The sequence below is a fragment of the Ensifer sp. EB106-05-01-XG146 genome, assembly GCF_058791875.1.
Genome location: NZ_JBYTDX010000003.1, coordinates 1,401,077 through 1,425,386, shown reverse-complemented (window position 1 = coordinate 1,425,386; position 24,310 = coordinate 1,401,077). Strand labels below are relative to the sequence as shown.

At 58.9% G+C, this 24,310-nt stretch carries 19 protein-coding genes and 7 pseudogenes; 7 read left to right on the top strand and 19 right to left on the bottom strand.

Features of this window, described 5'->3' with window-relative positions; genetic code table 11:
* Positions 1-4: 4 nt before the first annotated feature.
* Positions 5-481, bottom strand: coding sequence for an Hsp20 family protein (locus AC3WVQ_RS35435; RefSeq protein WP_492383581.1), 477 nt, complete (start codon positions 479-481; stop codon positions 5-7).
* A 322-nt stretch (positions 482-803) separates the two neighbouring features.
* On the opposite strand from AC3WVQ_RS35435, the pseudogene gatC reads away from it, so the two are divergent.
* A pseudogene (gatC, locus tag AC3WVQ_RS35430) lies at positions 804-1,072 on the top strand (Asp-tRNA(Asn)/Glu-tRNA(Gln) amidotransferase subunit GatC).
* A 234-nt stretch (positions 1,073-1,306) separates the two neighbouring features.
* Positions 1,307-1,549: pseudogene (locus tag AC3WVQ_RS35425) on the top strand (transposase); the annotation flags it as partial.
* A 174-nt stretch (positions 1,550-1,723) separates the two neighbouring features.
* Here the strand turns inward: AC3WVQ_RS35425 and AC3WVQ_RS35420 are convergent.
* Positions 1,724-2,086, bottom strand: a complete 363-nt coding sequence (locus AC3WVQ_RS35420; RefSeq protein ID WP_065376416.1) for an SPW repeat protein — start codon at positions 2,084-2,086, stop codon at positions 1,724-1,726.
* A gap of 581 nt (positions 2,087-2,667) precedes the next feature.
* Between AC3WVQ_RS35420 and AC3WVQ_RS35415 the strand changes: the two genes are divergently transcribed.
* Complete coding sequence (locus AC3WVQ_RS35415) at positions 2,668-2,970, top strand: DUF982 domain-containing protein (RefSeq protein WP_492383554.1); 303 nt, start codon at positions 2,668-2,670, stop codon at positions 2,968-2,970.
* 396 nt (positions 2,971-3,366) lie between these two features.
* Here AC3WVQ_RS35415 and AC3WVQ_RS35410 read toward each other — a convergent pair.
* Positions 3,367-3,471 (bottom strand): annotated as a pseudogene (locus AC3WVQ_RS35410) (aldolase); the annotation flags it as partial.
* Positions 3,472-3,517: 46 nt separating this feature from the next.
* Here AC3WVQ_RS35410 and AC3WVQ_RS35405 point away from each other — a divergent pair.
* Together AC3WVQ_RS35405 and AC3WVQ_RS35400 are read left to right on the top strand one after the other, a co-directional pair.
* Positions 3,518-3,890, top strand: a pseudogene (locus tag AC3WVQ_RS35405) (class II aldolase/adducin family protein); the annotation flags it as partial.
* Between the two features lie 174 nt (positions 3,891-4,064).
* Positions 4,065-4,211 (top strand): DUF1127 domain-containing protein, encoded by a 147-nt coding sequence (locus tag AC3WVQ_RS35400; protein WP_492383553.1) that lies wholly within the window; start codon positions 4,065-4,067, stop codon positions 4,209-4,211.
* A gap of 595 nt (positions 4,212-4,806) precedes the next feature.
* Here AC3WVQ_RS35400 and AC3WVQ_RS35395 read toward each other — a convergent pair.
* The 11 genes and pseudogenes from AC3WVQ_RS35395 to AC3WVQ_RS35345 all read right to left on the bottom strand — a co-directional run.
* The gene (locus tag AC3WVQ_RS35395) at positions 4,807-5,364 is read right to left on the bottom strand and encodes an oxidoreductase (protein ID WP_492383580.1); all 558 of its coding nucleotides are present in this window, start codon (positions 5,362-5,364) and stop codon (positions 4,807-4,809) included.
* Positions 5,364-5,462 (bottom strand): hypothetical protein, encoded by a 99-nt coding sequence (locus AC3WVQ_RS35390; protein WP_492383579.1) that lies wholly within the window; start codon positions 5,460-5,462, stop codon positions 5,364-5,366. Before AC3WVQ_RS35390 ends, AC3WVQ_RS35395 begins: the two co-directional genes overlap by 1 nt.
* A gap of 506 nt (positions 5,463-5,968) precedes the next feature.
* Positions 5,969-6,895 (bottom strand): Gfo/Idh/MocA family protein, encoded by a 927-nt coding sequence (locus AC3WVQ_RS35385; RefSeq protein WP_492383552.1) that lies wholly within the window; start codon positions 6,893-6,895, stop codon positions 5,969-5,971.
* 533 nt (positions 6,896-7,428) lie between these two features.
* A complete protein-coding gene (locus AC3WVQ_RS35380; RefSeq protein WP_192358497.1) occupies positions 7,429-8,268 on the bottom strand; it encodes a type 1 glutamine amidotransferase domain-containing protein in 840 nt (279 codons plus the stop codon).
* A gap of 83 nt (positions 8,269-8,351) precedes the next feature.
* Positions 8,352-9,044 (bottom strand): annotated as a pseudogene (locus tag AC3WVQ_RS35375) (type 1 glutamine amidotransferase domain-containing protein).
* A gap of 196 nt (positions 9,045-9,240) precedes the next feature.
* Positions 9,241-9,750, bottom strand: a complete 510-nt coding sequence (locus tag AC3WVQ_RS35370) for an SDR family oxidoreductase (RefSeq protein WP_492383551.1) — start codon at positions 9,748-9,750, stop codon at positions 9,241-9,243.
* A gap of 465 nt (positions 9,751-10,215) precedes the next feature.
* Complete coding sequence (locus AC3WVQ_RS35365; RefSeq protein WP_492383550.1) at positions 10,216-10,743, bottom strand: hypothetical protein; 528 nt, start codon at positions 10,741-10,743, stop codon at positions 10,216-10,218.
* Between the two features lie 466 nt (positions 10,744-11,209).
* Positions 11,210-12,001: a hypothetical protein gene (locus AC3WVQ_RS35360; RefSeq protein ID WP_192358493.1), complete on the bottom strand. Its 792-nt coding sequence runs from the start codon at positions 11,999-12,001 to the stop codon at positions 11,210-11,212.
* A gap of 112 nt (positions 12,002-12,113) precedes the next feature.
* The gene (locus tag AC3WVQ_RS35355; RefSeq protein ID WP_457579608.1) at positions 12,114-13,430 is read right to left on the bottom strand and encodes an alpha/beta hydrolase; all 1,317 of its coding nucleotides are present in this window, start codon (positions 13,428-13,430) and stop codon (positions 12,114-12,116) included.
* Positions 13,431-13,444: 14 nt separating this feature from the next.
* Positions 13,445-13,897, bottom strand: a pseudogene (locus tag AC3WVQ_RS35350) (hypothetical protein); the annotation flags it as partial.
* Positions 13,898-14,042: 145 nt separating this feature from the next.
* A pseudogene (locus tag AC3WVQ_RS35345) lies at positions 14,043-14,345 on the bottom strand (SUMF1/EgtB/PvdO family nonheme iron enzyme); the annotation flags it as partial.
* Between the two features lie 693 nt (positions 14,346-15,038).
* Here AC3WVQ_RS35345 and AC3WVQ_RS35340 point away from each other — a divergent pair.
* The gene (locus tag AC3WVQ_RS35340) at positions 15,039-16,016 is read left to right on the top strand and encodes an AraC family transcriptional regulator (protein ID WP_244496894.1); all 978 of its coding nucleotides are present in this window, start codon (positions 15,039-15,041) and stop codon (positions 16,014-16,016) included.
* 63 nt (positions 16,017-16,079) lie between these two features.
* Here the strand turns inward: AC3WVQ_RS35340 and AC3WVQ_RS35335 are convergent, their stop codons facing one another.
* The 4 genes from AC3WVQ_RS35335 to AC3WVQ_RS35320 all read right to left on the bottom strand — a co-directional run bounded on the left by AC3WVQ_RS35335 (position 16,080) and on the right by AC3WVQ_RS35320 (position 20,874).
* Positions 16,080-18,059, bottom strand: a complete 1,980-nt coding sequence (locus AC3WVQ_RS35335; protein ID WP_162727182.1) for a mechanosensitive ion channel family protein — start codon at positions 18,057-18,059, stop codon at positions 16,080-16,082.
* A gap of 202 nt (positions 18,060-18,261) precedes the next feature.
* Complete coding sequence (locus AC3WVQ_RS35330) at positions 18,262-19,704, bottom strand: DUF1254 domain-containing protein (RefSeq protein WP_492383549.1); 1,443 nt, start codon at positions 19,702-19,704, stop codon at positions 18,262-18,264.
* A gap of 46 nt (positions 19,705-19,750) precedes the next feature.
* Positions 19,751-20,020, bottom strand: a complete 270-nt coding sequence (locus AC3WVQ_RS35325; protein WP_371814293.1) for a hypothetical protein — start codon at positions 20,018-20,020, stop codon at positions 19,751-19,753.
* Between the two features lie 53 nt (positions 20,021-20,073).
* Complete coding sequence (locus AC3WVQ_RS35320; RefSeq protein ID WP_492383548.1) at positions 20,074-20,874, bottom strand: DUF2092 domain-containing protein; 801 nt, start codon at positions 20,872-20,874, stop codon at positions 20,074-20,076.
* 1,637 nt (positions 20,875-22,511) lie between these two features.
* Between AC3WVQ_RS35320 and AC3WVQ_RS35315 the strand changes: the two genes are divergently transcribed.
* Positions 22,512-22,724, top strand: coding sequence for a hypothetical protein (locus tag AC3WVQ_RS35315; RefSeq protein WP_134888074.1), 213 nt, complete (start codon positions 22,512-22,514; stop codon positions 22,722-22,724).
* 543 nt (positions 22,725-23,267) lie between these two features.
* On the opposite strand, the gene AC3WVQ_RS35310 is transcribed toward AC3WVQ_RS35315, so the two are convergent.
* Positions 23,268-23,480 (bottom strand): hypothetical protein, encoded by a 213-nt coding sequence (locus AC3WVQ_RS35310; protein ID WP_082566493.1) that lies wholly within the window; start codon positions 23,478-23,480, stop codon positions 23,268-23,270.
* Positions 23,481-24,310: the final 830 nt, after the last annotated feature.

Genomic DNA, 24,310 nt, shown 5'->3' with positions numbered 1-24,310 from the left:
TCGTTTAGGCGGCGCTCTGGGCTTCGATCTGCGGCGCGGCGTCCGGCCGTCCAAGGGCGGAACCGCCTTCAATGCTGACCTTGCGCGGTTTCAATCCCTCAGGAATTTCCCGGACGAGATCGATGGTCAGCAGACCATTGCTCAATCCCGCTCCACGCACCGTGACATGGTCGGCGAGCTCGAAACGATGCTCGAACGGGCGGCCGGCGATGCCTCGGTGCAGATAGGCTTCGGACGGAGGATCCTGCTTCTTGCCAATAACGGTGAGAAGATTGGTCTGGAACGTCAGGTCCAGGTCTCCTTCGGCGAAGCCGGCAACCGCAATCCAGATGCGGTAGCTGTCGTCACCCGTCTTGACAATGTCATAGGGCGGCCAATCGCTGGTCGAACGGTCGCGCTGGGCGTTTTCCAGAAGATTGAAGAGCCGGTCGAAGCCGACGGTAGATCGGAAGAGAGGCGTGTAGTCGTAAGATGTTGCCATAGCCATATCCTCCTGAAAGCAACATGGGTATGGAGCGCCGAAAGACGGCGCTTCCAGCATTGCCAGCCCTGTTGTCAGCGGCTGGCGGCAAATGATCTGGTATTTGTGAAATGCGGCTTCAAGTGCCGCCTTGGAGAATTTTTGCAAATCTCAGTGCAGCTTGAACGCCGGATCAGGCACTGATGCGTATAGCGAACGGAATGCAGCGGGCCGTCGAGATTGACTTGCCAGATTTCTGGTAGGCAGTCAGTGTTAGCGGCAGAAGGCTCAGATCGGCAAAATCTTGCACAAGCGACGGAAGCCATCAAATCGGACCGAGCCTATGTCGATAGATAGCGCGACCATTAGACGTATTGCCCGTCTCGCACTCAGCGAAAACTAGGCTGAAAAAATGTGTGGCGAGCTGAACGAAATTCTGACCTTCATCGAGCAACTTTTGGAGGTCGATGTCGAAGGCATCCCTCCGATGGCCTCGGTTGTGCCAACGTGAAAATGCGCCAGGACGTCGTGACCGAAAGCAATCATGCCGAAGAGATCGTGGCGAATGCTCCTCTCCGTGAGCGCAACTTGGTCCCCAAGATTCTCGAGTAAGCACAGACAGCCGCGGCTTTGGAGCATTTCACCGGCCGGCGATCGCCGCGCCAAACGATGCGCCCCCTTTGCGTGGCGCGTGTTAGCGAACCTGAGATTTCCGGCCCACATCCGATGCTTCGAAAGCTTGCCGATCTCGTATGATGGCCGTGCTGCGGTCGAAGTGTCGAACCTTCGGTGGTCCTCATTGCGCATTCCGGTGAAGTCGCTTTCCGAAACGAAGCCGGCCACCATTCCGATAGCACCGGCTATCGCCACTATCGCTCCGACCCGGCGATCTGTGGCGACTGCTCGTTGTTGGCCGCCTGCACATCAAACACCGCTGCGACCCGCGCGGTCACCCGTCATGTCTGGGCCGATGCCCGCGAGCGCGCCGATGCCAACCGCCTGACGTCCTGGGGCAAGGCGATCTACAAACGCCGCAAGGAGAAGGTCGAGCGCTCGTTTGCCGACGCCAAGCCGCGTCACGATCATCGCTAGGGTACTGACCAGGGTCGCTAACCCAAGGCCCGCCGCCGTGACGACACATACAAGCCGCCGCAATCCACTCGACAGCGCAAACCCCAAAACAAAAACCCGCCGAAAATTTCGACGGGCTAGTCAACAGTTTAAGCCCGCCGCTGCGGCGGCGGGCCATACGCCAGTTCTCTATCATGCATGAGCATGCGGGTTCTGCCGATTGTCCCAAAGCGCCCAGGCCGACACGGCGGCGACGAGCGCTCCAAGGACCACGTGGGTCCACATCGCGTTCACGTTCGCCGCGAATTGAAGCAGCCAGGGCGAGACGATCAGCCAGACCCCGAGCACCAGGCTCGACCACTCTTCCCACTCAGCAAACGCCGACAGCGCGGCAACCGCCAGAGCGGCGAGCAAGATTCCTACAATCCATGCGTTCCACGCCGGTATGGTTTCGCTGGCGAAGCCGAGCACCCAAGGTGAAACGAACAGGGCGACTGCGAGAACCAGATTGAGCCAATCCTGTGCCTTCTTGCTTTCCATCAGTCCATTTTCCATGACAACCTCCACGAATGAAGCTTGATCGACGGTGTTTTCGCGTGCTGCGCACGCTGCGCGAAACGATGTAATTTTGCGAAATACGATCTTCAAGAGCCCGAGCATCTCGTGGGGCTGCAGCAACCACGACTAGGGCGATTGTCATCGACTGTCTCAGCAGATCGACGATCTTTGCGTAGGCGAACAGTGGGGAACACACCCTTGGAGGAAGGCCCGCGACGAAGATTGGATATGCGGTTGCCAATCCGCCGACGAGAGTAGGGATATTTCGGCGTGCAATCGGATCGCGGCAAAAGGGGGAGGTATCAGCCGCCGCAGGGATAAACTTGTTGCGGTGCCTATGACTCCTCACGCTCATGACGGTCACCGGATGCGCCACCCTGACCGAAGCCGCTCGCCGGCAGCCGAGCGAGCTCTTGTCACCCGGAAGGCCGGATTCGTTCCAGTGTTGGACACGCTGAAGCGTGGATGCATAATACGCGCTCTACCTCTTGAACTCGCCAAGCCGCGAAAATAAATTCGAAGAGCGCCATCCAAAAGCGCTTTCCTTGTTGAAAACCAACGAGTTCAGTGAGGTAGAAATGCACACGAAGATGTTTGACCGACCAGTTTACCTGCGTGAAAGGAAGGATCTGGTTCTCGAAATCACAAACTTGGACGACGCGATCGATTTCCTCGAGGAGTGGTCCAAAGGAGTTCGCGATATCATCCATGACGCGACGCTGAAGACCTGCTACCTGGCACATGACGGCCACAAACCAGTTCAGGTGGCGCGCGACGCGCTCCGCTCCTTTGCGCACAGGAAGGGCATCCTTGTGAAAGCTCCTGCGGTGTTGCCGTGGATGATCAAGGCCAAGCCCGGCGGCGGTCGAGTACACCCGTAAACCGGTATTCGGGGAGTGGGGGGCCGCGCTCGCGGCCTCCCTAGCCAGCGCGGTAAGCCGCGTTTGTTGCGTGGTTTTCAAGGTAGGGTGGCGCGGGCGGCAGTGAGCCTGCCCCGGAATCCGCTTTCCTCCCATGGAAACCATCGGTAGAGCAGGGCATCAACCAGTAACGCGAAGGCAGGCGACGCCAAGCGGCGGCTCGGATAGGGGAGGTGATAACGAGCGTACCCAGGTGGTCGCACGGCAGACGGGTAGGCAGCGCCCGTCGAGGGCGGCGTCGAAACCACGTAGTTTTGCGCTGATCTTCAAGAGCCCGATTGTCTCTGTGGTGGGGCAGTCAACCATGAGCGCCGAGATCTACGCCCCGCACCCTCCGCCCGCACCTTCATGTGAACACGCCATCTTGTGTAGACGCGGATGGATGTAGAAGGCCGTCGCCTCCGGCTCGCCGTTGCCCGACAGCACGCTGCCGTCGAAATCACAGATCGGCAGGCTGGATGCCTGGAGCTTCGAGCTCCGTCGGCTCCGGTAGGCAGGAGAAATCGACTGGGTCGGGCAGACCGCGCTGAAGTTTTATGGTCGCACGGTGGTCGACGAGGACTATAACGGCCTGGCCCTCGATGAACGGGAGGGGGACCGTCTGGCGAGTGTCCTGGGTAACACGGATATTCTCTTCATGAGAAACCATGGCGTCATGGTCTGCGCACAGAAATCGCGGAAGCCCGGGACGATCTTTATCATCTCGAGCGGGTGGCGGAGGTGCAATTGAACGCGATGCGCACAGGGCGGCCGCTTCTGCCAGCCGATCCCACATCTCGAAAGCGACCGCCAAACAGATGCCGGAGGGCGGTTCGGAAATCGCACGGTTGCATCTGAAAAGCCTCAAGCACCGGTTTGGCGCCAAGTCGCCCGATTACAAGTCATTTTGCCTATTTTTTCAGCGCAATCGGTGCTTAGCCATGCGATTTGTGCATGGGTGCGATGAGCGGTCGTCACTGTTTTGAAACGATTGAAATCACTATATTGGGAATATCGAAATGACGCAGGGGCCAAGAGGTTGCTGACGTCGCAAACCCTCAGGAAAGGGGAATGTCATGAACGTAGCCCGCTCCTTCCATAACTGGCGCAAGTACCGTAAGACTGTATACGAGCTTGATCGGATGTCGAACCGTGAACTGCAGGACGTCGGCATTGACCGCGCGGAGATTCGTAACGTGGCCAGCGCCGCGGTCGCCCGTTAACGCACAGCACCTGGTCTTAGACTTGCTTAACGCCCGCCGACGACGCGGGCGTTATTGCTTGCGCGCAGTGAGATTTCAGGAATGCATTTTCGGTATAGCTGCAGTGCAGTATAAGGCGTGGGAACTGTCGAGGATTGGTGTATCATTTCAAATGTCGAAGCAATGCATCTCCTCCCGCATGGCTTCGTGATGCAGGCGGCCTACTCCTCCCAGGGACGCCTGCCGGAACGGCGACGTTCCGTTGTGTTGGAAAGCCTGCCGCATCTCCTCCCGCGGCAGGCTTTTTTGTTTTGGCCGGGAACGTTCTGGGTGGGGAGCCCACTAGTCGTCGGGTCGGGGCCATGCCCTTCAAGCTGAGACTGCATTTGAGGCTGGGCGGCTATGTTCAGTCGAGGGCCGCGCCGAACGGAGGGGCGGACAACTAACGGGTTTGGATCTTGCCATCTCTCGACGTGCCCTACTAACGAGGAGAAACCTTGTGTGACCGGTAAGGGTCCTGACGGTCCCCTCCATTTGAGTATCCACTCGAAAGTGCAGCTACCACCAGAATGGTGAGGACATTGATCAGCCGCGACACGTATCCCCAAGCGAAGTCTCAGGCCGTTAGTGCCTCGTAGCGAATGACCGGATAGTCCGTGTATCCTCGGGCGTAGCCGCCATAGAAGGTATCGCGATCGGCCCTTCCGACGGGCCAAGCATGGCGGAAGCGCGCGACGAGATCCGGGTTGGCAATGAACGGCTCGCCAAATGCCGGAAGGTCGATCAGACAATCGCCGACGAGTTGTTCCGCCATTGCCAGATCAAGACCGCCCGCCAGAAACAGGGTTTCCGAATAGGTCGCCCGGAATTTCGCGAGAAAACCTGCGGGCATTGGTGACGATCCCCGGCTCGCCTGATCCATGATATGAACACAGGCAAGATCGCGCTTCGAAAGTTCCGTCGCGATATGGAGATAAGTTTCCTCGATCTCAGGGTACAGTCCCATCTGGAACAGCTGCCCATAGGGCGACAGACGGATCGCCACACGGTTCGATCCGATCCGGCCGATGGCCGCCTCGACGGTTCCAGAAGGAAACGCGTTCGATCTTTGAAGCGTCGAGGCTCCGCAGGGATCGGTGCGGTCGTTGACCGTCGGATTGACGAACTGCTCAATCAGATAGCCATTGGCGCCCCACGTATCTCGACGCCGTCGAAGCCGGCCTTGATCGCATTCGTCGCAGCACTGGCGAAGTCGTCTACTACGCGCCGCACTCCCTCGGTTTCCAGGGCGCGCGGCGCGCTCGTCTGCACGAAACCGGGTTGCCGTCCTCATCGAAGGCGAAAGCCATGCTGTTTGCGTCGCGCGCCGGATTGCCAGTGGAGCTGACGGGTGCCTTACCGCCGGGCTGCAAGGAGGTATGAGAAGATGCGGCCGACATGCCAGATCTGGGCGAAGACGGTTCCGCCTTCCGCATGCACTGCATCGGTTACGCCCGCCATGCTTTCACCTGTGCGTCGGACCGGGACCGAAGGCGAAGCCCTGTCCTTCCCGCGAGATCGGCGTTCCTTCGGCGTTCCTTCTGTCACGATCCAGCACTTGCACGCTGACGGAGTAAAGGGCGGTTTCAGGGTCGGCGATGCCGTCTTTGGCGCGGGCGCGGGTCATGGGGCCATGACGAAGCGGTTGTGCAGGGTGCGCCCCGCCAGCTCGTAGGGTTCGAACAGGCTGTTCATGGATTTCTCTCTTGTTGTGTTTCAGGTTCAGCGCGGGAGTGGGCTCAACCCCGCGCCTGGATTTGCCGCCAGATCGCGTCGAGGAAGCCTTGCGTCTTTGCGGTCGCTGACAGCCAGGTCTCGCGCGCGGCATCGTCGTCATTGCGGATCAGATCGGCGAAGCTATCGACCATCAGGCCATGCTGCGATTTTTCGCCTGGGGTCTCGATGAAGGCGAAGTCCTTTCTCGTGGCCATACCGGAGCGATGGATGAAACCCGTCGGAATGTCGGGATTGTCGAAGCCGAAGCCGCTCTTCCAGTCGAGGACGAAATCATCCTGTGTCAAGATGCCGGAGGTACCCGCCACCGTGAGGTCCATCACGGCAGCGCCTGCGGTATAGCCGACATCGAAGGTGGCGGTCTTCCCGGCATCGAATTTCAAGACGCCGGTTGCACGGATGACCGCGCCTGACTGCGGGTCCCGCTCGGCAAAGACCTTGATATCTTCGAACGCGTCCGGTGCGAGATATTCGACGACGGCCCGCATCGAATACCAGGCCATGTCGCCGACAGCGCCCATCGGCTCGTCGCTCGGGTCGAAGCGGATGTTTTCCCGGTCCGAGAAGGGGAAATAGAACATGGTGTGCAGCGAACGCGGGGCGCCGATCAGTGCCGCCAGATGCTGACGCATGGCGGATGTGCGCGGATGATGGACGAAATGGGTCGCATCCATCAACACGAGACCCTTTTTAAGGGCGAGTGCCGACAGGCGCTTGAAAGATTCCGATGAGTGCAGCGGTTTTTCGATCAGCACATGCTTGCCGGCGGCCAGTGCGCGGCTTGCGACGTCTTCCTTCGCTGACGTCGGGGTCGCGATATAGACGGCGTCGACATCGTCGCGGGCGATCAGCCGGTCTGCACCCTCGACGGCGACGGCACCCGGATAGCTGGCGACGAAATCTTCGGCTTTCGCAAGTGTCCGGCTCGACACGGCGGCAAGCCTCGCCTTGCTGGATGACTGGATTTCCGGAGCGGGATCTTCGCAATGAAACCCGTCCCGATGATTCCGATGTTCACTTTGGTCATTGTCATGCCTTCCGCCGTCTCAGGCGATATGTTCGAGGGGATGGATCTCGATGTGGGCGATTGTTCCCGGGGGCAGTTGCGCGTTGAAGACGCGGATGGCTTCGCCGGACATGTGCTGTTCCCAGATCCGGCGGGAGGCCCATTCCTTAGCGAAGACGTAGACCCCTTCTGGTTGAGGTTGCGATGAAGGTGATAGAAGTGGCATCCCACTTCAGCCCGCGTCGCGACCGACAGTTCCGCGGCATAATTTTCGAAGGCGTCTTTCCTGCTGGGTGTGGTCATGACGCGTGCCACGTCCTGATGCTGCTGGTCATTTGTCTGTCCTGTCAGGCTTGCTTCGGCTTGCGATATGGAGCAACGCCCAAGCTGCTGACTGGGGGAAGGAAGCCGAGGCGCCGTTCCCGACCGGGAGCGCCGCTGGCCAATCGTCTGGCTGGTTTATTTCAAGCGCTTGAGCAGCTCTGCCGCTACGGCCGGAGCGGAACCAGGGTTCTGGCCGGTGATAAGTTCACGGTCGGTTACGACGTTGGAAGACCACGGTGCGTCATTGCTGACGAAATCGCCTCCCGCCGCCTGCAATGCCGTCTGTGGATAGAACTTCATCTCCCCGCCATTGAGCAGGCCCTTGGCAATTTCTTCTTCCTGATTGCTGATGACGGTCATCTTGTAGCCCGCATAGATCCAGCCCTCGGCCTTGGCCGAACCGCTTGTCTCCAGTTTGGTGGTGAAGGCCGTCGCATCGGGCAGGGCCGAGAGGAGCGCGATGGGGCCGTGGCAGGCAAGCGCCGTGGTCTTGCCCTTCGTATGGAAGTCGGCGAGCAGCTTGCCCAGTTCAGGGCTGACGAGAAGATCCTGCATCGGGGCATGACCGCCCGGCACGTAGACCGCATCGAAATGGTCGTAACCGATCTGCTCGACGCGGGCGAGGCTGACGACCGGCGAGGCGTTATCCGAGGTCAGCCTGAGTTTCTCAAGCATGGCGATGCTTTCCTGCATCGCGGCCTCGTCGCCGCCGAAATACATCTTGTCCACGGAGGACTTGTCCAGCGTCGGCGCCGTACCTTTCGGGGTCGCAAAGGTTATGTCGTGACCGGCCTCGGTGAGCGCCTTTACCGGCTGCATCAACTCGTTGAGGTAGAAGCCGGTCTCGAAAACCTTGCCGTCCTTGAGGTCGAGGTGATCGGAATCGGAAAGGACGACCAATACATTGGCGGCCTGTGCGCTGAAGCCACTTGTTCCAAGAGCAAGCGCGAGAGCGAGAGTGCGGATGGGTTTCATGTTTTTCTCCATGCCAAGGCCATTCCCAAACCGCACGGTCAGGGATGGTTGATGATCCGTTATGAGTGATGCGGGGTATTCGGTTATGCGGTCCGCAGGTCGCGGAGCGCTTCGCCGACGCCAGTCGCCGATTGCGGGTTCTGACCGGTGACCAGCCTCCCGTCGACGACGACCTTGGCCGTCCAGTCGGCGGCCGGATGATGATGCGCGCCGCGCGCTACAAGCGTGCTGGCAAGCAGGAAGGGAACCGTCTTGTCCAGCTTGACGGCCCGCTCCTCGTCATCGGTGAAAGCCGCGACGTTCTTGCCGGCGACAAGATGCGCGCCGTTGCTCAGCGTAATGTTGACCAGTGCCGCGGGGGGCGTGGCACACGGCGGCGACGACACCGCCCGCCTCGTAGATATCGCGGGCGACGTTGTTGACGGCCAGACTTGTCGGGAAGTCCCACATTGCGCCGTGACCGCCAGCGATGAAGATGGCGGCGTAGTTTTTCGGATCGACGTCGGAAAGGCGAGACGTGTTGCGAACGGCGTAGCGGAAGCCTTCGCTGTTCCAGTAGCGGGCATTGGTCGTGTCATTGAGGTCGAGGCCGTCGACGGGCGGCTCGCCGCCATCGATCGAGGCGAACTCGACCTGGATGCCGGCGGCATCGAGGACGGCGAGGGGATGGGTGACGTCGCCGAGGTAGAAGCCTGTGGGTTCGCCGGTTTCGCCTTAACGCCATGGCTGGTGAGGACGAAGAGAACGGGTTTGATGTCCCAAGTTGCGCTTGTCATGATTTGCTCCTGAAATCGGGGACGAGGTTAGATCGCTTTGGTGGTGTGAACGTATTAAACCTGGAAAGGCGGATAAATGCGCCGCCCGGGAATTCATTTGTTCGCACGGGGACAGAATGGCGGTGAGCAGCACGCAGCGGCGGCTAAGCGAATGGGCTCGCTGTCCTCCTATCGGGTTCGTCCGACGCGAAGTGCCTCAGAGCAATGCCCTGCCGATCGATGCACCGCCGTCGATAAACAGCGTCTGGCCGGTGATGAAAACAGCATCTTCCGACAGCAGGAACTGGATTGCAGCTGCGATTTCGTCTGGCGTGCCGCCCCGGTGCATGGGAACGCCGGCCAGATACCGTTCTTCGCCCTCGCTCCCCGCAGGATTGCTGGCGCGGAACAGTTCTGTTTCGGTCGGGCCGGGCGCCACAGCGTTGACCGTAATGCCAGTTCGCGCGAGTTCGAGTGCCCATGTCCGGGTGGAGCTCACCAAAGCCGCCTTTGCAGCCGCATAGGCGGTCCGCTCGTCGATGCCAAGACTGGAATTATTGACGATACGTCCCCAACCGTTCGTCCGCATCCGAGGCAACGCCGCCTGCGCGGCCTGAATGGCGGGTTGCAGGTTAAGGCGAAGGACCGCATCGAGTGCCTCCAGTTCGACATCGGCAAGGGCTTGCGGAACCCTCAGACTTAAACGTCGCGTGGTCCGGCGTATCAACTGCGCGCCGAGACGAGTCTCGAGACGGGTAATCGCCCTGCTGAGGAGTGATGGCGTCGTCGAAAGCCCGACCGCCCCTCAGTCATCGAGCCTTTTTCAGCAACGGTGACGAATGCCTCAACGTCGCCCAAATGATCAAACCGCCGCCCTATTAGCCCCTTGCGAATAAGTCCGTTTCTTCCGAGCAGGTGTATCCGCGATTTTGGCAGCATCCGGAAAGCCTGCTTTATCTCGTATGGAACAAAGGCGTCTTGCGCCGTCTGCGCTTCGCCTAACCTCGAACCATTAAGCTGTGTAATGTTCCAGGAAGGTTTGCCCGCCTGTCCGGTCCCGCCGTCCCTGCGTAACCAATTGATTGTCCCATTCGGTCTACCAAATCGTCTCCGTAGACAAAGTGCACAGGTCGCAAGCGAAGCCTCTCACCCTATCACGCCGCCTCATGTGTCAGGGGCATGACCGCGCAAGTCATGGAACTGGAGTAGGATAGGTGGGGTATATCGCGCCCTCTCCGGCATTTCCGGCCGGAGAGCCCTTCGCCCGAATCTCCGTCGCGAGATGATCGAGGTATTCTAGCGCTTCGTGAGTGGCGATCAAAGACGTCATACTCTCGTCCGTGCCGGCACGTATCAGATCGTTTCTAGCATTCTCCACGGCATCATGGATGAACCGGTTTGGATCATTGCATTGCTCGGCAGCCCACCGCAACAATTCACACAGCAATCTTTCGTTGACGCGCATCGCCGTAACGGCCTGGCTCAACATGAGGTTAATTTTCTGGACCTTCTCATCTTTGATCCTGCGGGCCATCGGAATTCTTCCTGATCTACTTCTACGCATGCCTGCGGCCGTTCCAAAGTCCAACGGCGAGGCGAATACATTTGTTCCGCGCCAGAACGCTGCTTGAGCGACGAAGCTGGCGCCCCCTTCTGCACGTTCATCCTGGCCACTCATGATTGAGGCGAGCTGCAACAATGAAACCGGCTTGTGGGACATGGCGCGAGGCGGAGCCTCGACCCGATGCTGACCGGGCCCAGTTGGCCCCGTCCCACTTCCTTCTACCCGGGGTCTAAACAAGAACTGCTCGAATTCGTGCGGTAATTCGAACAGAGTTTGAACATGGCAACGCGCCGAACGTCCAGCGGTGTTTGCCTCGCGGTCAATAGTGCCTGCGCTTCCGTTGGCGAAAGCGAGGCAGATCGTTTGTGACTCGAGCGGATGGCCAGCCGTCCCCAACTGCTAGCAGCCGGGCATTAGTCGTCTCCCGGCCGAAACGCAAGGGATGTTTGAATGATGGAACCATGATGGCTAAAGTCTGATGTGATCTTTCAGCATTTTGGCGCCTCCACAGTATCCGGTGTAAAGCATCGCGGCATCGACAGCGTACGGTTCGAGTTTGACATAGCGATCCGGCTACAGGTCGAGGTCGATCCGCTCCAAAGGCTAGAAAGTGCGTGCCTCCTTAGAACCGCACTGTGAGCCCCAGCATCGGACCCTGCTGAGTGACATCGAACACGAATCCGTCATTGCTGTAATCCACGCCCAACGCGCGGTAGCCGGCAATCGCCGAAATCGTATCGTTGAACCGGTAACCAATTGCTGCCGCAACGTCCCAATCGAGATCAGCGCCACCAGCACCGACAAGGCCCCAGCCGATTAGGTAGATTTCGGATGTGAGCGAATAGGTGCCGCGGAAGCCGGCCAGACCGTCTACCCAGGTTGCCTGATCGATTCTGGTGCGCCCATCGAGAACGCCGCCGTGGAAGGAAAGCTCGCTTTCGACGGACCATACGCGCATGCCAGCAACCAGGTCTAACCGAGCTGCATCGCTGTCGATAACGGAGTATCCCGCGCCGAGCAGCGCGGCGAAGGTTTCCGATGTGAGCTCGACGTCTGTCGCAAGCACACCTCTTGGCGTGCCCGACTGCCCCGAAATCTTCGTATACATGACATCGGCAAAGATGCTGTACGGACCGTTGCGGGCTTCGCCGATCGCCATCGCACCGAACTCAAGATGGTCGAAGATGTCGCTGAAACTGGCATCGACATCCACCGCCGGCAGCCCGAACTGCGCAACCTCCCCCGACAATCCGGCCGCCCAGAAATAGGGGGCAAAGGAAAAGGTCCATCCGCTTTCGGTGGTCGTCTGCTGAAGCTCGGGCGTCATTGGGGAATAGATGTCCGTGGCCTTTGCCGTCCCAGCGACGAGGCAAGTTCCGATTGCCGCTAGAGTACGAACGATGCAAATCCTCATGATATCTCCTGTTAGGGCCGCTCTTGCGAGCAACCTTGTTGTAGGTCTTCGTTCAACCCGGCGTGAGACCGCGGCCTGATCAAGTATCTTTCGGGTGCCGTTTTCTATCGGGCTATGGGTTGCATTTTCCGGATCTCGTCTGATTTTCCTTCCCGCATGCGCTATCGGTCGTGTTCGATCTTGCTCTGCCGGAGGGTCCGACGAGTGTCTCCACATGATGGGCATAGTTTTGCCGGGTATTTTGATCCACGATCGCAGCTGGAGCAGCAACGACCAGGCCCGCAGCGGTACCAACCGTTTGTGCGGCCCCGGCAGTGGCCGCGACGATATGGTCGCCCAGCCCCAGTCTGCTGTCGGTCAAGGTTTGGCCGCCAGACAGACGGTTACCAATCAATTGTACGATTTCGGGCGACTCTGCGAACTTGGTATGGTGCAGATTGTCACCTGCCTTGATCTTGGTGAGATCCACGACGGTGATCCCATCCGCCGCCAGTTCCTCTTTGTAGGGCGACTGCTCCGGATCGATCGCTCCCAACCGGGAGACATTGCCCCAGACGCGCCGAGAAACGGCGAGCGCACGGTCATCGCGGGAAACGAAGAGTGTGAATCGCGGTCGCCGCTTGCCCATGTCGGCAATCTGCGAACCGAAGACGTCGACGTCGACGTCCGGCGCTGCCAACATGACATTCTTGAACTTTGCCGGCAGCCCGTCGTTGCGGATGGCCATCTGGCGCAAGGATTCCAGCGCCAGCCAATTGCCCATCGAATGTGCCAGGATGGAGACTTCCTTGACCTCGGGATCACGCGCCAGATATTGAAACAAGCGTTCTACGGCGTTGCGCGTATAGTTGGTGCTTTCACGATCGTAACCATAGGCCAACAAACTCCCGCGCGACGGCCAGGTCGCGAGCACCGGCACACTGCGCGCGCCCGAGTCGTGGACGATTTGCGCGAAACGGAAAACTGCGTCCTCGAAATGGTTGTTGAACCCGTGGATGAAGACCAGGACACTGCCGTCCGGGCTCTTGCGCACATGGATGTTCAACCATTTTTCGGCGGCGACGCGGTCAATTTCCTCAGCCTTCAGCGCGGCGAAATCCGTCGCCGGATTCGGTGGAAGCTTGCGCGGCCAGGCGACTTCGCCCGCCTTGCGGACCGTGTCAGGCGGTATCGACACGGTAATGTCGGCGAATGTCGGGCTGAGCGCGCGCTCGCCGCTGAACATCTCGCCCGGTTTTTCCGCCCGGCCTCGGGTCGTCGTGACCAGCATTTCGACTTGAGCGGTCGAGGGATTGGCCGCTACCGGCGCGAGCACCCCTGTCGGACGGCCCGCACATGCAGGGAGCAGCGTCACGCATAAGGCGACCGACGGTAAAAACGGCCAGGATGGTACGCCGCCCTTGGCGTTCCGGAAGAGGCACAGCGTCAATTTAATCGCTCCCGTTAAGCACAGTATGCACGTCGGCAGAAAGAAGAGCGGCGATCGAAACGTCGCCGCGCCAAGGCCCCGAGCGTGCCATCGCTCACTTCAAATACTCGATCTTCAAGCTTGCAGTCTAAGTATGCGAGGGAGACTGGAGTGTAGCTGTCTCTGCCCACATCGAAGGCGTCATTCGCCGAAAACGCGAGCGGAGCGGAGCGCGGCACGCATCCCTTCGCTATCTCTTTGCCATCAACGCGGATAACGACGTCGAGCGGTGCGTCGTGATTGCGGCCGGCCTTGCGTGTTTCGACCTCTATGTTGATCTTTCCGTTCGGCAACGGATCGGACGATTCGAGGCGCGTCCGTTCGATCTCGATCAGATTGTACTCGCAGATGAGCTTGCCGTTCTCGACCCACAAAGCGACACCTCCCGAAAACGCACCCAGAGCGTAGAGCACGCCCTCGGAGTCCGGCCCGTCGGGCAGGGCTAAGCCCCACGCATATTCTGCGCCCTCGAGCCCGCCCCTGGCAGCAAACTCCCATTCGGCCTATGTTGGAAGATCCGCTCCACCGCGCGTATGCGAGGGCATCCTGGTCGGAAACATGAACGACTGGATGGTCATCCCGTCCTTTGATGTTGCTTCCGGGGCCGTATGGATGAGGCCAGCAGGCGCCTTTCACAAAGGACCACCATCGAGTCCAGTCTTGGAGACCAACGGTTCCGTTCGGCTGTTGAAATACCAATGAACCGGCATACAGCATCTCCAGCAAAATACCGGGATAGTCCGCGGGGGCGCGAACGGCATCGGCGAACGTGCGATAATTAGTGGCCGAGACAAACTTGGAAAACTGGGCGTTGGTCACCGGCGTCTCGTCGATGAAGAACCCGTCGACCGTCACGCGATGGGCCGATCCCTCCATCATGCCATCGCGCGGAGAAGTTCCTGGCAATTCGACGAGAGCCGATTGAGAATGCACCGGCGAGTCCCCTCAGTGTGCGTTCAAGGAGTTCACGGGCAGACCGCTGCTCCTGTTCATCTCAGTCGTACCTACAATGAAACCAGGCGACGAACTTATCATTTGACGCCACGTCCGGTCTCAGAAACCTTGTTTCGCTAGTGATAAATACCACTTTTGATTGTTGTTCAAAGCGCGAATATTCGGAGCTTCGGCCGAGCTTGGCGTAAAGGGATAAGACGCGACTTCGCTTCCGTTGCATCTTCAGAACTAGATGCCGTAATGATGAATGGGGCGCCCCACGGCTTTGGTGGCCTTTCTCGCAACAGCCCGTCGCAACCGCGAACGCTATTGGTTCAAAGGATTACTAACGGCATGCTGTGCCTTGAAAGCCTGCGGCAAAACCTCCGCCCCGATAAGGTGGGCGCCGTCATCTGCGTATCGAGGGAAACCGAATAATGCGTGCGCGCCTTATATCTATACCGATCTGCGGATACCACTTGCCAAATATACCGGCGGTCGAATATGTGAGAACTATTCATTTTCCGCCAATATCGTTTTCAGGAACCATTTCAGATCGCACCGATTCCCGTGATCTCGAGCCATGTCTTGCAAGGCTTGCCCGCGTTCGTTCGAAGCGAGCTCGGCGCGCGAGCGTTGCTGCGTGCCAACCGCGCCGCGGGCTTCGACGTAGAGCTGATCGAGGATCGCAATGTCTACATTCCTCAGCAGTCCGTGGTGGGCTTCGTCGAAGCCATGGCGAGAGCAGTGGGCGACGCGAATCTCGGTCTCCTGCTCGTGCCCAATATGGACGTTTCCGCGTATGGCAGCTTCGGGCGTTTTATCACTGAAGCGGACACGCTCGGCGAAGCGATCAAACGAAGTATCGTGGCACTGCAGTATCACAGTACTTTTGACAATTTGACGGTCACCACAACGAAGGAGGAACTACGCTTTGGTTACAAATTCGCTCTGGCCGGGTCTCGGGGTTATGAGTCGGTCGCATGTGCTGCTGCTGGCGAACTGCTGAGTCTCTTCAAGGCATATCTGCCTGACCATTGGCACCCCCTTCGCATCGAACTTGACATCCCGACCCCGAGCCATACCTCGCTTTTTGAGAACGTGTTTCAATGCCCGGTGATATTCAATGCGCCAGCAGTGGCGGTGGTCGTTGAGCGGCATCGGTTGATGGCTGCGTCGCGACGAACATCTCGGTCGATCTTGACTCTCGAGGACGTGGCTCGCGATCGTCCAGGGGGTGCACCTCGGAGTTTGTTGGAAATCGCCACTGCACAGATTCGGGCACAACTCCTCGCGGGCGATGTGTCGATCGAGGATGCTGCGCGGACAATGGACACGAGCGTTCGGACGCTGCAGCGTGAACTTCGACAGGCAGGCGCCGACTTTCGTAGCCTGACCAGTGCGGTGAGAATGCAACGTGCGACGGAAATGTTGCGTGATGGGAACGTCTCGATCACCAACATTTCGGAGGATCTGGGCTATTCTTCTCCCGCTGGTTTTTCCCGTGCTTTTCGAAAGGCTACCGGATTTGGACCTCGCGAGTTTCGCGTCAAAGAGAACCTGTCCACTGCTGATCCTGACAGCGAATCCGCAGCACGGAGTGGCGGCCTATAGTCGAACCGCGCTAAAGGCAGTTCCTCTTTCTTCTTCACGTGGCTTTCGACGGAATCGGGCCGGCTAGACGGTGTCCGGCGTAACAGTCTTACCTGGACGCTGCCGCACGGCCAGCGTCGCGGCGGCTGTTTCCTTTTCATCACCGCTAACTTGAACCACCGGCTGTGCAAAGTCGATCCCATTGTCATGGAAAGCCTGCATCAGCATCGCGTAAGCCTTCCGACGGATCACAGTCTGTTCCCCCGGCTTGCAGGTGAAGGCGATACCAAGTTCGATTCCGTATTCACCGATCTGCTCGACGCCTTTGAGCTTGAGCGGCTCGATAAAGAGCGATCCGAGTTGCGGATCGGCCTGCAGTTGGGCGCCGATTTCCTTAATCAGCTTGCGGACTTTATCAACATCGGTTTTGAAAGGGACACGGATGCGGAATTTGTCGACACTCCAATCGCGGCTGGCATTCTTGATCGCGCCAAGCGAACCGAACGGTACGGTGAAGATTGGCCCACGGTGGTGCCGCAGTCGCACGGAACGAAGGCTGAAGGATTCCACGACGCCTGTATAGTTTCCGGCTTCGATGTATTCCCCAACCCGGAAGGCATCGTCCAATAGATAGAAGATACCGCTGACCACGTCCTTGACCAAGGTCTGCGAGCCGAATCCAATTGCAACACCGACGACGCCCGCGCCTGCGACCAGCGGGCCGATTTTGACGCCCATCTCCGAAAGAACCGTGAGCCCCGCGACACACAGAAGCGCTGCTGCCAAGGCGTTGCGGAAAACAGGGAGCAAAGTGCGAAGCCGGCTTTCTCGCGCGAGCGCGTTCGACGTCCCTTCATCGCCAACGTCGCTCAGCTTGCTTGTAATGTAGGCTTTTGCCAATTGCCAGACGAGGTCGATAATGAGCAGAATCACGACGCTGTTGAATGCCCCGGCAATGATCGTCCGGATCAGTGTCACTTCACCGGAAACAAAAGGGAAATTGTGGCGCCAAACGAATGCGACCCAGTCGACCGCTGCAATAAGGATAATAGCCCGCGTTCCGCGGACGAGCAGCACCGACTTAGCGTCCGGTAGGCTTGAACGCGAAGGCGAAAGGGTTAGACTGTCGGCAATCGACAATGCGCGGGGCACGAGGGCGAGCATCATGCCGAGCCAGAATAAAGCCAGGAAGTCGCCGCACCAAAGCAGCCACAGGACGACTGCACCCGAGATGCCCATGGCGCGAGAGACACGGCCTTGCAAAGATCCGACATCGCTGGAGCGCTCACGCCAGATCATCGCGACTGCTATAACGACAAGCGGAATGGACAATCCAATAGCAAGAGCCGATCGAACGTCAGCTGCAACTGCAAGCCGCTCGCATATGGCCGAGAATGCCATCGTTGCCGCCAGCAGCGCGACGAATATTTGGGTCCGCGAATAGGAGCGGGCCGACACTATGGACGCGGCCAGCGCGATGCGCAAGAGCGCGGTCGCGAGCCTCCAGGCGATCAATGCGACGAGCGAGTAGAGTAGGACCACACGCATGAGTGGCGGCCAAGTGAACAGGAAAAAGAAGATCGCAACGCTCGCCGTGAATATGGAGAGCGTCAGAATCTCCGTGTAGGCCTGCCCCCGGGGGAGGGCCTCTGGCAGTGAACGACGAAAGATCCATTCGGTGCTAACCGCAATCCCTGCGATGATAACGAACATCAGCGCCGCGGGCACCAAACCGCTGCTCCGTGCCTCTTGCCGAATCGCAGACACGACTCGGGAAAGTTCATCGCCGACCCGAGGCACTGCGGCAAGAAGTGCATTGAAACGGGCACGTGAGCGGGCCTCCCATTCCTCGATGAACCACACTGCCTCATTGTCGCGGGGCTCGGAAAGGGCGTCTTGCTTCCGCTCTAGCCAGACCCTTACGTCCTCATCCTCGAGAAGACGCAGCAGTTCGTCTATCTTGGACGGTTGCGCAATTCGGGCCGCAGGCGTTTGCGCCTGTAGGTTCGTAAGCCCACAAAGGCACAGAAACAAACTGAATAGCAAAGGCCGAAGAATGTACATAGAAGCTCGGTCCACTAGATCAGACCCCATTTGTCAAAAATTGGTCTCCAAAAACCAAAGACAGGGCCGAAACTAACGTGGTTTCATTCATCATGGCGCGGTGTATCTCCATCGCACCATGCTTGCACTGATGGACGTCGATAGTTCGTGTTTGCAGCCGCCAAGGACCGGAGCCGTGGCAGCTGCATGCACGCTGACAGAATCAGCTCACCTTCTTCACCGGCGGTATCGTCCAGGAACCATCAATGATGGAGGGATTGCTCTCGTTGGGCCAGTAGAGCCGCATCATGAGGATGAACTTTCCCTTGGGCGCCGGGAGCCAGTTCGATTCTTTGTCGGATCCGGGCGATTCATGTTGGATAAACAGGTCGATCGAGCCATCCGGATTGGCCTTCAGCGGTTGGCGCGCGCTGATCGAATAGCGATTGAGCGGATTGTCGACAAAGAAGTAGCCCGCATCATACATGGTCAAGGACCAGAATCCCGAAACCGGTGGCGTAAGTCCCTTTTTGAACGTGAGAACGTAATTCTCGGACCCGTTATATGCCCGCTTGATTACCCCGCCGCCGGACTTCAGCGAGGTCGGATAGATCGCATCCTGCGGCCGGTTCGCCCCAAGACCGATCGCAGTGATCAAGGCACGCTGGACATAGTTGGTGCCGTAGATGCCGGTCTTGGTCGTGAAGCCCCAGCCGTCGATGTCCTGTACGTCGCCGTCGCTGAATTTGAAATGCGTCATGATGCGCGCGAAGCCGAGCTCAGGGACGCGCTTCACAAAAGCGGGATCGAACTTGGCCTTGTCGAAGTCCTGGCCCGGAACGATGCCGAGTTCGGCGAGCTTGGCGACCATAGGTGCATCCGCGTCGGTCGGCGGGTTTCTTTTCAGGAGCTCGGCAAAGAGGGTGAAGTACGCGATGGCGTCCATGCTGTTGACTTGCTCGCGAACGGCAGTCTCCATATCGATGGCCGGATCGACCTTGCCCTTGGGGGCGGTCCACTCCTTGCCCCATGCGCTCAAGGGATAGAGCTTCACTTCATCCTGCAGCTTATGAACTTCTGCGTAGTCCTCCGGCGTCCCCGTGCAATAGATGCGTCCAAGCAGCCAGACGATGCTTGTCGGCGACTTGTATTGGGTCACGCCTTCGGGAAGTGTTCCTTCCCAGCCTGGTCCGGTAACAACGAACGTCTGAGCCTCGGTGCCTGTGGTACGTTTTCCTGGGACGTCGAAGACAGTTGTCCAGCCATCCAGCATCGGAAATAGGGCATACCGGTCTTTCAAATCGGGCAGGCTCACCACCCAAGGCTCGTCCCCCACATCAAAGAAAGCCGTCGTATAAAGGGTATCGGCGTTCGGCGCCGTCACGTCCCGAAACTTCGCGTCTGGATACTGGCGCAGCTTGATCAGATGCCCCATGGGGCCACGGGTTCCCTCGGGCTCCGCGACGTTGGTAATCACGCGCCGGGTCATTTCCATCGTCACGAGGGGGTAGGCGTAAATGTAGGCTTCGACTGCGAGCGCGAACTCATCGAGCCCTTCCGGCAGATCTGCCACCAAACCGTCGGCGGCAGCAGCAGGCCTAGCGAGAGAGCCTGCCGCCAGTACTCCAAGACCGGCGGCCGTCAAGTCACGACGCGTAATATCCATTCTGTCCCTCCATCAAAAAATTGAGTTGCGATGTAATGCACTGAGTTCAGTCGATGTAAACGAGGACGTAACGCCCGCCGTACGGTTGGTAGTAGACCCCGCCGCAATGCCACACCGCGGTGCCATTGACACTAGTGCTGACGCAGCCCGTGGGAAGTGCGGCGACATACATCGTGGAGCGGCGGATCACTCGGCGCGTGGTACGGCGGGCAACACCGGCGACACTTCCTGGTGTCAGCGGGCGTCCCACGACCGCCTGCGCCTCGGGTACGATCGAACCGAACGGCGCGGGAACGAGAGTGTCTGCCGCAAGCATCGCTAGGCCGGCGATGGCGACTGAAAGGATCTTTCCGTGCAGCTTGCTCGTCGTCATTGCCCCGTCTCCAGAGAAAGCTCGCCGGTGACATCGGCGTGGACGTGTTCCAGCTTGTTGGCAGCCGCTGGCGGCGTGAATTTAAACTGCGCGGCGTCGATTCCATCCCACTTCCAGTTGCTGAGCCGCAGCGTATACTGCGGCGCCCCGGTCGTCCATTTGGTCGTGATCACATATTTGAGCGGCAAAGGCCCGCTGCCCTTGCTGATCCAGATCTGCCAGTCGACGATATCGGTCCTGAAGGCGAGCTGATCGCACTCCACCCCGTTGACGAATGCCGATCCGACAACGATTCCTTCTGTCACGCCGTCAGTGAGGACGGCATAAGGATCGCCTGATAGAAATTCCGCTCCCGGAGCGTCAAGTCCGGTAGTGGCGCGAAGCTCCTCGGCTGCATCTTCCACACTTTGGCCGGGGCTCTGCAACTGCGCGTAAACGTTCCGTGTTTTGTCATGCAGTGATATCGTATCGCCATCGAATATCACCTCCGCGCTCGCAAGGGGGCCCATGCGCTTCATTCGAAAACCTTGTGCGCGATCGACGGCGATGGAGCCGGAGGCGCTGTACTGGATCTTCTGACCCTGCAGATTGACGACTTCCTGATCCGCGTCGTAGGCGACACTAAGAGTCTGCGTCGACTTGAGATTTTCGCTCATTGCGGCGAGGATCCGCTCGGCCTCCGGCTCGATGCTGTTCTGCGCCGATACCGGCCAAGCCACCACACTACCAGCAACCACTAACATCCCTGTAAATCGGCGCCGCCAAGCCGCGCTAAGTAACCTCAGTCCGCCAGTCATTCGCTCACCCTGAAGCCTCGTTGATTTCGCTTTGCCGGCCAGGACTCGCAACAGTTCTTGCTCCTGCGAACAACTTGGTTGTGAAGGCCCCCCAGCCCGTGGCATTACTGCTGTATTAGCCGCGTTTCTTCTTACCATTTCACGCCAAGTTGCACTTTCAATGTTACATTCAGCGCACGCTTTCGGAATAAGGTTAAAGGGGTCGGGGCAGCGGACGTTGCAACGACACGCAAATCTGCGGTTGATTTTGAGGAGTCTGATCGCGTCGCAGTAAGGCGATCCGGCTTGCGTTCAAGTGTCAGGAATGCGGGCGAGACCGCAAGCAAGTCTCGGGCGCCGAATACGTCGGTATTGGCATGACTGCGCAGATCATTGACTTGGCGTGTGACAGGTTGGGTACATCGGTGCCCTCACATGCATTTCCGATTGGAGAGCCCTCCGCCCATATCTCCGTAGCGAGGTGATCGAGGTATTGGAGTGCTTCGTGAGTGCAAAGACGTCATACTGTCATCCACACCAGCGGCAGGGGACTTCACCCCTCAAGCGCCCGTCATCCGGCTTCCTCCGCTCCGCGTTCGTTGCGAGCAAGCAAGTGCCCGCAGGAAAAGCGATGACCGACAGCAACCGACGCCTGGGAACCGCCCGAATGGTTTCGGTGACGTCAACCATTACTCGGTCGGCTGCTGATTGGTCAGCCGTCCGTGGAGAACCATTTGCTGCTTGGCGAGTTGGATCCTAGCGAAGCCCAAAGAGTGGCAGCATCGGGATTGGTAAGAGAATGCTGTGCTCCTTTTCCAAATCGCCGGGGAACGCGCAACAGATGAGGAGGTCTCTGTGTCAATTTTCGTTCTAATCAGTGCCGCTTGCATCGTGCTCGGCGTACTTCTCCTTTGCTGGGAGGCACTTGCGGGGCGCCCATTGAGCCGTCCGCGTACTTCCGACGATGGCGCACCTCCGACACTTGAGCCAAAAGGACAAGGCCTTGGCTTCCTCGGTCCAACGAGAAATTGGGCGGGAGTCAGCCTGATTGCGGCAGGCATGATCATATTCCTCTTGGTTCCTTGATGAACGATCGACCTGGCCGCGTGCGGCCCGAAAGGGGGCAGTACCGCGGACGGCGAGATCGCTCGATAGTGAAGGCTTGACCCATCGAGGTTTTATCGCCGCGCGCTGATCCGTATCGCCCCAAATCGAGGACTGGCCGGTGGTCGATCGATTCTGCAAGCCGGCGTCACCGGACGGGTTTGAGTCCGAGAGCCGATCTTGGACACAGATAACATGAAAATGTTTGCCATTTTTGCAGCGGCGCTGAGGAGTAAATGACGAATGGTGCAGTGTCGCTGCGATAAAGCACCGAGACCGCGGAACATTTCCTTTCGGCTGTGTTTGGGCGCGTACACCAGCCGAGTGGACGGTGGTGCGCCAACCGAGGAGAACGAAAATGCCAAACCAAGGCGGCAGCAGCGAGCAAAATCGAAAAGCTGGCGAGCAAGGTAGAAAGAACGAAAACAAGCGTGCATCCAGCAGCCGAGAAAGCGGAAGCGGGAAGAGCTCCGGGTCCGGGGGCAAGAAAAGCGGATCCAGTGGCGCCTCCGGCGCGAGCCGTAGCAGCGATCGAAAGAGTTGAGGTCTTTAAGATGGCAAGCGGACAAGGACGCGAACGACCTGATGATCCCGTGGGCAATGGTAATGGTGTTCGACACAGCGATGAGCAGGATCCACGAAAGCCCCTCCCCGGATCTGATGAAGAAAACGCAGATGAGGAATTGGACGACGACGAAGAAGATGAAATCTCCCCACGGGAGCCGGAGCCCGATGAGGAAGATCCCGATCTGCCGGCTCGCGAGTAGAACCTGCTGGGTTTTCTGACGTGAAGAAGGACCGCCCGCCAAAGCCGCGGGCGGTTCTTTTTTTGCCTAGCCTACCCTGAAAAAACTGAGCTGTGGAAGATTGGGGCCCGCAGCAATCCATGCCAGAAACTCGCACTTGGAAACGGCGGTCGAAAAAGTACGAGGTGTGCGATGAGGTGCTGCGTTTAGCTACCACTGACCGATTAACAGGCTCGCGGCCCTTCTGGCTGGTTGGTAGGCGTGCGGGTGCAAGGGTGGTTCCTCGATCGATAGTTTATGGACGACTGCGAAGACGGCTTTATCGACACGTATGGATCATGCCCCACCGGCGGCGCCGACATGCGCGGGAGTGATCGACTTTCACTGACTGTTTCACGAACGATCTGGCGGTTCGCTGTCGAAGCCGACGTCCCATTCTTTTTTCCCGGGCATCCTGAGAGCCGGTGATGACGGTCGGTTCGGCTGGCAACCCCGTAGGCCTCGCGGTCCGCCTGGAATGGGGAGAACCCCGCCTGGGACGCGGCGAACGCTTCGGTCTCGCGTTTATTCTCCACCGCGGCGTTCCTTCGCTTTCAAGGCGTGGGAGGGGCGGTTGCGCTCGGGGTCCTTGTTTGTCTCGCCCACGGCGTCACGTGCCGTGTCGGGGTCGTCTTTGGCTGGTAGATAGCCACGCGGCCTAGACTCTTTGGGGCCCTCCCAGCGGGGGGATTGGTCGGTCGTACCGGGCGCGCCGTCCCGAGGTTTGTTCATACCCATAGTCACGTCTCCTTTCCGGTATTAACTGCTCCGTCTTCTCAATGTTCCGTTTGCTAGGGCAATCCTCCCGTCTTGGGTGAGGCGGGGCAACAGGTTTTGACTCTCGAGACACGAAGCGCAGAAAAATCGAGAGGATCACGGGAGCAGCCCTGGACAGGAATTCTAGATTTCAATTCTGGAACCGAACCAGTATTTGGGACTGCCCGCATGTTGTCAGACCGTCGTCGCGGGACTGCCGTGGCTCCGCGCAAAGCTCCGGAGAAAAAGGAGGAAGAGGTGTAACGCCTTGGCGGATAGGCCGCCAAGGCGCACGGGCAACGGCACTTCAGGCTCATAAGCATGCTTTGCAGAATCCCCGCTTGTCGCTATGAGGCACAGACGGATAAGACCCTCGCTTCTATTTCGAACATTGCCGGCGGGTGGCAGAGGCCGTCCAGGGTAACGAGGCCCAAGTCGTGGCCTACCTGCATGATGTTGTCGAAAGGGAAGGGGTGGACTCTCGACCGTCTACCGGAGGAGGGATCTCCGAGATCCTGGCGGCCGTCAATGCGATGTTACGCCGCGACTACTAGGCCTAGGGAGGATGCCGTTCGCCGGGCGGCGGCGAACGCCTTGTTTCGGCCTGTCAAACAGGCCGATCACGAGGGCAACCTCGCGCAGGTCCAGACGCTGGGGAGAATGGCGCGAAGTACGCAGAGAGCCTTGTGCCGCTGAATACGCCACGAAAATCACGAATAGCGAGGTGCTCTGCGGATTCCGATCTGAAGCCGGCCACTATTCCGATCAAAATCCGGCCACCGTTCCGATTTGAAGCCGGCCACGATTCCAAT

What these genes read in the sequence shown, in the direction of transcription:
- AC3WVQ_RS35320 (WP_492383548.1), bottom strand. Translation starts at nt 20,874, where the DNA reads ATGACTGGCGGACTGAGGTTACTTAGCGCGGCTTGGCGGCGCCGATTT.
- AC3WVQ_RS35330 (WP_492383549.1), bottom strand. Translation starts at nt 19,704, where the DNA reads ATGGATATTACGCGTCGTGACTTGACGGCCGCCGGTCTTGGAGTACTG.
- AC3WVQ_RS35415 (WP_492383554.1), top strand. Translation starts at nt 2,668, where the DNA reads ATGCACACGAAGATGTTTGACCGACCAGTTTACCTGCGTGAAAGGAAG.
- AC3WVQ_RS35435 (WP_492383581.1), bottom strand. Translation starts at nt 481, where the DNA reads ATGGCAACATCTTACGACTACACGCCTCTCTTCCGATCTACCGTCGGC.
- AC3WVQ_RS35325 (WP_371814293.1), bottom strand. Translation starts at nt 20,020, where the DNA reads ATGCTTGCGGCAGACACTCTCGTTCCCGCGCCGTTCGGTTCGATCGTA.
- AC3WVQ_RS35365 (WP_492383550.1), bottom strand. Translation starts at nt 10,743, where the DNA reads ATGTCCCACAAGCCGGTTTCATTGTTGCAGCTCGCCTCAATCATGAGT.
- AC3WVQ_RS35360 (WP_192358493.1), bottom strand. Translation starts at nt 12,001, where the DNA reads ATGAGGATTTGCATCGTTCGTACTCTAGCGGCAATCGGAACTTGCCTC.
- AC3WVQ_RS35420 (WP_065376416.1), bottom strand. Translation starts at nt 2,086, where the DNA reads ATGGAAAATGGACTGATGGAAAGCAAGAAGGCACAGGATTGGCTCAAT.
- AC3WVQ_RS35310 (WP_082566493.1), bottom strand. Translation starts at nt 23,480, where the DNA reads ATGGGTATGAACAAACCTCGGGACGGCGCGCCCGGTACGACCGACCAA.
- AC3WVQ_RS35315 (WP_134888074.1), top strand. Translation starts at nt 22,512, where the DNA reads ATGGCAAGCGGACAAGGACGCGAACGACCTGATGATCCCGTGGGCAAT.
- AC3WVQ_RS35400 (WP_492383553.1), top strand. Translation starts at nt 4,065, where the DNA reads ATGAACGTAGCCCGCTCCTTCCATAACTGGCGCAAGTACCGTAAGACT.
- AC3WVQ_RS35335 (WP_162727182.1), bottom strand. Translation starts at nt 18,059, where the DNA reads ATGTACATTCTTCGGCCTTTGCTATTCAGTTTGTTTCTGTGCCTTTGT.
- AC3WVQ_RS35380 (WP_192358497.1), bottom strand. Translation starts at nt 8,268, where the DNA reads ATGAAACCCATCCGCACTCTCGCTCTCGCGCTTGCTCTTGGAACAAGT.